The sequence below is a fragment of the Streptomyces sp. UW30 genome, from assembly GCF_008042075.1.
In the GTDB taxonomy this organism is placed as follows: domain Bacteria; phylum Actinomycetota; class Actinomycetes; order Streptomycetales; family Streptomycetaceae; genus Streptomyces.
On record NZ_RDBN01000021.1, the window covers coordinates 289,173 to 296,204 of the forward strand.

The window sequence follows — 7,032 nt, forward strand, 5'->3', positions numbered from 1 at the left end:
GACTGGACGTGTACCTAGACGTACCGCTCCAGGATCGAGCTCTCGGCCAGCCGCGACAGGCCCTCGCGCACACTGCGTGCCCGCGCCTCGCCGACGCCGTCCACCGTCTGGAGGTCGTCCACGCTGGCGGCGAGCAGCTTCTGCAGGCCGCCGAAGTGCTCCACCAGGCGGTCGATGATCGCGCCGGGCAGCCTCGGCACCTTGGCCAGGAGGCGGAAACCGCGCGGGGAGACCGCGGAGTCCAGCGCCTCGGGGGAGCCGGTGTAGCCCAACGCCCTTGCCACCGTGGGCAGTTCAAGAAGCTCGGCGTGGGTGAGGGCGTCCAGCTCGTACAGCGCCTCGTCGACCGTGCGGGAGCGCTTGGCCGTCGGCTCGGGGACGTAGTCCCGCACCACGAGCTCGCGCTCGGGCTCCACGCCCGCGATCAACTCGTCCAGCTGGAGGGCGAGAAGGCGGCCGTCGGTGCCCAGCTCCACCACGTACTCGGCGATCTCGGTCGCGATACGCCGGACCATCTCCAGACGCTGGGCCACCGCCGAGACGTCGCGGACCGTCACCAGGTCCTCGATCTCCAGCGCTGACAACGTTCCCGCGACCTCGTCCAGGCGGAGTTTGTAGCGCTCCAGGGTCGCCAGGGCCTGGTTGGCGCGGGAGAGGATCGCCGCCGAGTCCTCCAGGACGCGGCGATGACCGTCGACGTAGAGCGCGATCAGCCGCATGGACTGGGAGACGGAGACGACCGGGAAGCCGACCTGCTTGCTGACCCGGTCCGCCGTACGGTGCCGGGTGCCCGTCTCCTCCGTGGGGATCGTCGCGTCCGGCACGAACTGCACGCCCGCCCGCAAGATCTTCGACAGATCCGAGGACACCACGATGCCGCCGTCGAGCTTGCACAGCTCACGCAGGCGCGTGGCCGTGAACTCGACGTCCAGCACGAATCCGCCCGTACACATCGTCTCGACGGTCTTGTCGGAGCCGAGCACGATGAGTCCGCCGGTGTTGCCGCGGACGACGCGCTCAAGGCCGTCGCGCAGCGCCGTGCCGGGAGCCACGGCGCTCAGGGAGGCGCGCATCAGGCCATCGGAACCGGCACTCCCACCGGACTTTCCGGGAGCTGCTGCCCGGTCGTTGGCTGCCACTGCACTCCTCCGGTCGCAGGTTCTGGGGCGCTCCCGTTTCGCACACATTGTTCGTACGGACGGGCGAGACCAGGGCAAAGTCTACCGGCGGTCCTCCTCGTCCCGTGGGGCCTCTCGCCGACGAGAGCGCGGAAGGACTCGCAGGGCGTCCCCTATGTCGGCCACTTCCAGCACCTTCATGCCCGCAGGGATCTTGCCCGGGTCGCCCGGAACGAGGGCGTGCGTGAAGCCCAGCCGGTGCGCCTCGGAGAGCCTGCGCTGCACGCCCGTGACCCGTCTGACCTCGCCCGCGAGGCCCACCTCGCCGATCGCGACGAGGTTCTTGGGGAGAGGTGTGTCACTCGCGGCGGAGGCCAGCGCGAGGGCTACGGCGAGGTCCGCCGCGGGCTCCGAGAGCCTGACTCCGCCGACCGTCGCGGAGTAGATGTCCCGCTTGCCGAGCGCGCTGATCCGGCCTCGCTGCTCCAGCACGGCCAGCATCATCGAGACGCGCGACGTCTCCAGACCGGACGTCGTACGGCGGGGTGAGGGGATCTGGGAGTCGACGGTGAGCGCCTGGACCTCGGCGACGAGGGGGCGGCGGCCCTCCAGGGTGACCGTCAGGCAGGTGCCCGGGACCGGTTCGTCACGACGGGTCAGGAAAAGTCCGCTTGGGTCGGCAAGGCCCGTGATGCCCTCGTCGTGCAGCTCGAAGCAGCCGACCTCGTCCGTCGCGCCGTAGCGGTTCTTGACGCCTCGCACGAGGCGCAGACGCGCGTGCCGGTCGCCCTCGAAGCTGAGCACCACGTCCACGAGGTGTTCGAGGAGGCGGGGTCCGGCGATCGCGCCGTCCTTGGTGACGTGCCCCACAAGGAGCGTGGACATCCCGCGTTCCTTGGAGACCCGGATCAGGGCGCCGGCGACCTCCCGGACCTGTGCCATGCCGCCGGGCGCACCGTCGATCTCCGGGGAGGCCACGGTCTGCACGGAGTCCATGATGAGCAGCGACGGCTTCACCGCGTCCAAGTGGCCGAGCACGGCGGCCAGATCGGTCTCGGCCGCGAGATACAGGTGGTCGTCGATGGCGCCGATGCGGTCGGCGCGCAGCCGCACCTGGCTCGCCGACTCCTCGCCGGTGACATACAGCGTGCGGTGCTCGCTGCTCGCCGACTTGGCCGCCACGTCCAGCAGCAGCGTGGACTTGCCGACGCCGGGCTCGCCCGCGACGAGGACGACGGCGCCGGGCACCAGCCCGCCGCCGAGCACCCGGTCCAGCTCGGGCACGCCGGTGGGCCGCGCGGTGGCCTGCCGCCCGTCGACCTGCCCGATCGGCAGCGCGGATGTCGTCACCCGCCCCGGCGTCGTCGTACGGACCGCGGGCGCGCCGTACTCCTCGACCGTCCCCCAGGCCTGGCACTCGGGGCAGCGGCCGAGCCACTTGGCCGTCTGCCAGCCGCACTCCGTGCAGCGGTAGGACGGTCGGTCCTTCGTGGACTTGGTACGGGCAGCCATGCGATGAACCGTAGCCGAGCCCACTGACAACGTCGTCCGGCCGTGCACACGGCGCCTCTTCGGGGACCTCCCAGGGCCCGGCTCGTCATGCACAAGCCATGGAATTCGGGGCTCCTGTACCCCATTGAGGGATCGTTTCACCCGTACGGATTAAAAGTGCTCAAGCAGGAAGAAGGCGCCACCCCGGGCCGCCTACGGTCCACGAATGATGAGCAGCACTCCGGAGACCTCGCCCCGCACCGCCGGCGCGCATCGGGCGCACCGGGAGGCGCGTGATCGTGCGGCGGCGCGTACGTTGGCGCAGCGGCCGCCCGCGCGCTACGAGCCTTATCTGGACGGGCTGTTCACCTACTGCCTGTCCGTCCTGTGCGACCACGACACCGCGACCGCCGCCCTCGGCGACGTCCTCGCGCTGGCCGAGCGCCGCGGGCAGCGGGTGCCGGAGACCGCCGCCGACCGGCGGCCCTGGCTGTACGCGCTGGCCCGCTGGGCGTGTCTGCGGGGGCTGGCCGAGGCCAAGCAGAAACGTCAGGGCAGCCACGCCGCGAGCCGCCACGGCACGCATCGGCCGACGGGGGCGCGGACCACCGGGCCGCCCGTCGCCGAGGAGGTCCAGGAGCAGCGGCGCCGCGAACTCTCCCTGCTCGCCTGGCCGGAAGCCGCCGGCACCACCCCGGAGCAGCGCGAGGCCCTCGAACTCGCCGTACGCCACCACCTCGCCGCCCACGAGGTCGCCGCCGTCCTCGGCCTGGACCTCGCCGCCGCCCGCGAGCTGCTCGCCTCCGCCGCCTGCGAGGTCGAGCGCACCCGCGCGGCCCTCGCCGTCGTCGAGACCGGCGCCTGCCCGGGCGTCGCCCGGCTCACCGGCGACAACCAGGTCGTACTCGGCTCGGCCCTGCGCCGCGAACTCGTCCGGCACGTGGACGACTGCCCGCGCTGCCGCCGTACCGCCGAGCGCGCGATCCCCGGCCGGTGGCCCGGCGCGGTCGTGACCCCCGCCGAGCTGCCCGTCCTTCAGGCGCCCCGCGCGGCCCTGCACAGGGCCCTCGCGCACGCCCCACGCGCGCGTGGCGTCGCCGTGCCGCGCTTCGACCGGCGTGGCTTTCCGATGGACCCGAAGGATCGTGCCGCCCGCAGGGACCGGCTACGCGCGCGTGCCGTCACCACGACCGTCGTCGCCACCGTCGTCGCCGCCCCCGTCCTCGCCCTGTGGGCCGCCTACCGGGGCACCCCGACCGGTGAAGGCGCCGAGGGCGCCACGGCCACCGCGAGCGAGGCGCACGACCCCGGCGCCCTCGACGGCGAGGGCGCGCGCGGCGGCTACGAGAACGCCGGCAACGCCAGCACCGCACCCGGCGGCCGCTTCGGCGAGCGCCCCGGCCCGGACGTCCTCGTCGAGGTCGTCAGCGTCAGCGGCGTGCGCGGGGCGAGCGCGGGGAACCTGGAGGTGAGCGCCGACCACAGCGGCGACACCACGCTCGTCACCCTCACCGCGACGGGTCGCACACCGGTGCGCTGGTCGGCGAGCACCGGGGCGCACTGGCTCTATCTGAGCCGGTCGGCGGGAACGCTGGCGCCGGGCGAGTCGTTGACGATCAAGGTGTACGTCGACCAGCTGCACGAGCCGTCCGGTCACTGGAGCGCGCGGGTGGCGATCGCACCCGCCGGCGCCGTCGTCTCCATCGAGGGCCACGGCAGCGCCCCGAGCCCCTCCGACCCGGGACACGGCCCCGACCCGCTCCCCAGCGATCCGACCGACCCCGGGACGCCCAGCCAGCCGCCGCCCTCGTCCGCCGATCCCGATCCGACGCCGACGAGTCCGGCTCCGTCCGATCCCACGCCCAGCGACCCGCCCCCCAGCGACCCGCCGCCGACATCGCCCGATCCGACGCCGTCCGGCCCTTCCAGCCCGTCCGATCCGTCAGATCCGACGGGCTCGACCCCGCCGCCCAGCGGGAGCGGGGAGCCCAGCCCGTCCGGGCCGTAGGGCCTGGGCGCCGGGTGGAGGTGAGGGTGCGGTGTCGCCGCGTGGTCGATGGCCGATGGCCGTCGGTCAGCCGGTCGGGTCCGCCGGGTGCGGCGCCAGCAGGGGCAGCTGCGACGCGAGCCGCTCCTCGCACAGCTCGACCAGGCGGTCGTAGCCCGCCTTGCCCATCAGTTCCCTCAGCTCCGCCCGGTAGGACACGTACACCGGGTCGCCTGCGCCGTGCGCCGAGGTCGCCGAGGTGCACCACCAGTGCAGGTCGTGGCCGCCCGGACCCCAGCCGCGGCGGTCGTACTCGCCGATCGACACCTGGAGCACCCGGGTGTCGTCGGGCCGGTCGATCCAGTCGTACGTCCGCCGCACCGGCAGCTGCCAGCAGACGTCCGGCTTGGTCTCCAGCGGCTCGCGGCCCTCCTTCAGGGCGAGGATGTGCAGCGAGCAGCCCGCGCCGCCCGCGAAGCCGGGGCGGTTCTGGAAGATGCACGAGCCGTTGAAGGGGCGGGTCTGGCGGTCGCCGTCCTCGTCCTCCGAGATCCAGCCGTGCTCCATGCCCTCGTCATGGTGCTGCCAGATCTCCGGCGTGAGTCTCGCCACATGCTCGGCGACGCGCTTCTCGTCGTCCTCGTCGGAGAAGTGGGCGCCCAGCGTGCAGCAGCCGTCGTCCGCGCGGCCCGCCTGGATGCCCTGGCAGCCGCTGCCGAAGATGCAGTTCCAACGGGAGGTCAGCCATGTCAGATCGCAGCGGAAGATCTGCTCGTCGTCCGCCGGATCAGGGAACTCCACCCATGCGCGTGCGAAGTCGAGACCCTTCTCGTCCGGCTCCGGGGAGCCCTTCGCCGGTTTCTTCGACTTCGTGGCCGCCTTCGCCTGCGAAGAACCCTTGTCGGATTTGGCTGCCTTGTCGTTCTTCGCCTTTTTCGTCTTTGGCACGGGACCAGGGTACGGCGTCCGTACCTGCGACTTCGAGGACAGAGGATCGCCCAGGTGGCAGTAGCGTTCCGTACATGAGACTCGGTGTCCTCGACGTGGGATCTAACACGGTGCATCTGCTGGTGGTGGATGCGCATCCTGGCGCGCGCCCGCTGCCTGCGCATTCGCACAAGGTGGAGCTGCGCCTTGCCCAACTGCTCGACGCCAGCGGGGCCATCGGTCCCGACGGGGTCGACAAGCTCATAGGCGTCGTCCAAGAGGCGTTGCAGGCCGCCGAGGACAAGGGTGTCGAGGAAGTGCTGCCGTTCGCCACGTCCGCGGTGCGCGAGGCGACCAACGCCGACGACGTACTGGCGCGCGTGAAGGCGGAAACCGGGGTTGAGCTGCAGGTTCTCACCGGCGCGGAGGAGGCTCGGCTGACCTTCCTCGCGGTCCGCCGATGGTTCGGATGGTCGGCCGGGAAGCTGCTGGTGCTGGACATCGGGGGCGGGTCCCTGGAGATCGCGTACGGCATCGACGAGGAGCCGTACGCGGCGGTGTCGCTGCCGCTCGGCGCCGGGCGGCTGACGGCCGGGTGGCTGCCGGGGGATCCGCCGGACTCCGAGGACATCCGGGCACTGCGGCGGCATGTGCGGGCGCAGATCGCTCGGACGGTCGGCGAGTTCAGCCGGTTCGGCGCGCCCGATCACGTGGTCGCGACGTCCAAGACCTTCAAGCAGCTGGCCCGTATCGCCGGCGCCGCGCGCTCCGCGGAGGGCCTGTACACCCAGCGCGAGCTGAAGCGGGAGTCGCTGGAGGCCTGGGTGCCCCGGCTGGCCGGGATGACCGCGGCCCAGCGGGCGGAACTGCCGGGCGTCTCCGAGGGGCGGGCCGGGCAGCTGGTCGCGGGGGCACTGGTGGCCGAGGGCGCGATGGATCTGTTCGGCGTGGAGACGCTGGAGGTCTGCCCCTGGGCGCTGCGCGAGGGCGTGATCCTGCGGAAGCTGGATCAGCTGGATCAGCTGGCGGTGGGGTGACGGATGCGTACGGCGCGTCCGGCGACCTGGGGAGGGGCGCCGGTGGCGCTGTAGGGCTGACGGCGCCGTAGGGTCCGTGCGCCCGCGTCGGGCGATGGTCCGCGCGCCTGGGGACGGCCCGTGTGCTCGCGTCGGGCGATGGTCCGCGCGGCTGGGGATGGCCTGTGTGCTCGCGTCGGGCGATGGTCCGCGCGCCTGGGGACGGTCCGCGCGTCCACGCCGGGCGATGGTCCCCGCATCCGGGGACGGCCCGTGCGCCCGCGTCGTGCGATGGTCCCCGCATCCGGGGACGGCCCGTGCGCCCGCGTCGGGCGAAGGCCCCCGCACCGGCGATGCTCCCGTGCCTGCACCGGCGATGCTCCCGTGCCTGCACCGGCGATGCCTCCCGTGCCCGCGTCGGCGACGCCCCCGCCCCCCCGCACCGGCGATGCTCCCGTGCCTGCACCGGCGATGCTCCCGTGCCTGCACCGGC

5 protein-coding genes are annotated in these 7,032 nt (G+C 73.0%); 2 read left to right on the forward strand and 3 right to left on the reverse strand.

Annotation, left to right across the window (positions count from 1 at the left end; all coding sequences use genetic code 11):
- Nucleotides 1-14 precede the first annotated feature (14 nt).
- Nucleotides 15-1,139 (reverse strand): DNA integrity scanning diadenylate cyclase DisA, encoded by a 1,125-nt coding sequence (gene disA / locus EAO75_RS11630; RefSeq protein ID WP_147994965.1) that lies wholly within the window; start codon nucleotides 1,137-1,139, stop codon nucleotides 15-17.
- Nucleotides 1,140-1,220: 81 nt separating this feature from the next.
- Nucleotides 1,221-2,630, reverse strand: coding sequence for a DNA repair protein RadA (gene radA / locus EAO75_RS11635; protein WP_147994966.1), 1,410 nt, complete (start codon nucleotides 2,628-2,630; stop codon nucleotides 1,221-1,223).
- Nucleotides 2,631-2,835: 205 nt separating this feature from the next.
- Here radA and EAO75_RS11640 point away from each other — a divergent pair, with 205 nt between their 5' ends.
- Nucleotides 2,836-4,617, forward strand: coding sequence for a BACON domain-containing protein (locus EAO75_RS11640; protein WP_147994967.1), 1,782 nt, complete (start codon nucleotides 2,836-2,838; stop codon nucleotides 4,615-4,617).
- A gap of 66 nt (nucleotides 4,618-4,683) precedes the next feature.
- Here EAO75_RS11640 and EAO75_RS11645 read toward each other — a convergent pair whose 3' ends face one another.
- Nucleotides 4,684-5,544 (reverse strand): hypothetical protein, encoded by an 861-nt coding sequence (locus tag EAO75_RS11645; RefSeq protein WP_147994968.1) that lies wholly within the window; start codon nucleotides 5,542-5,544, stop codon nucleotides 4,684-4,686.
- A 74-nt stretch (nucleotides 5,545-5,618) separates the two neighbouring features.
- Here EAO75_RS11645 and EAO75_RS11650 point away from each other — a divergent pair, with 74 nt between their 5' ends.
- Nucleotides 5,619-6,560 (forward strand): Ppx/GppA phosphatase family protein, encoded by a 942-nt coding sequence (locus tag EAO75_RS11650; protein ID WP_147994969.1) that lies wholly within the window; start codon nucleotides 5,619-5,621, stop codon nucleotides 6,558-6,560.
- The last annotated feature ends 472 nt before the right edge of the window (nucleotides 6,561-7,032 follow it).

What these genes read in the sequence shown, in the direction of transcription:
- EAO75_RS11650 (WP_147994969.1), top strand. Translation starts at nt 5,619, where the DNA reads ATGAGACTCGGTGTCCTCGACGTGGGATCTAACACGGTGCATCTGCTG.
- radA (WP_147994966.1), bottom strand. Translation starts at nt 2,630, where the DNA reads ATGGCTGCCCGTACCAAGTCCACGAAGGACCGACCGTCCTACCGCTGC.
- EAO75_RS11640 (WP_147994967.1), top strand. Translation starts at nt 2,836, where the DNA reads ATGATGAGCAGCACTCCGGAGACCTCGCCCCGCACCGCCGGCGCGCAT.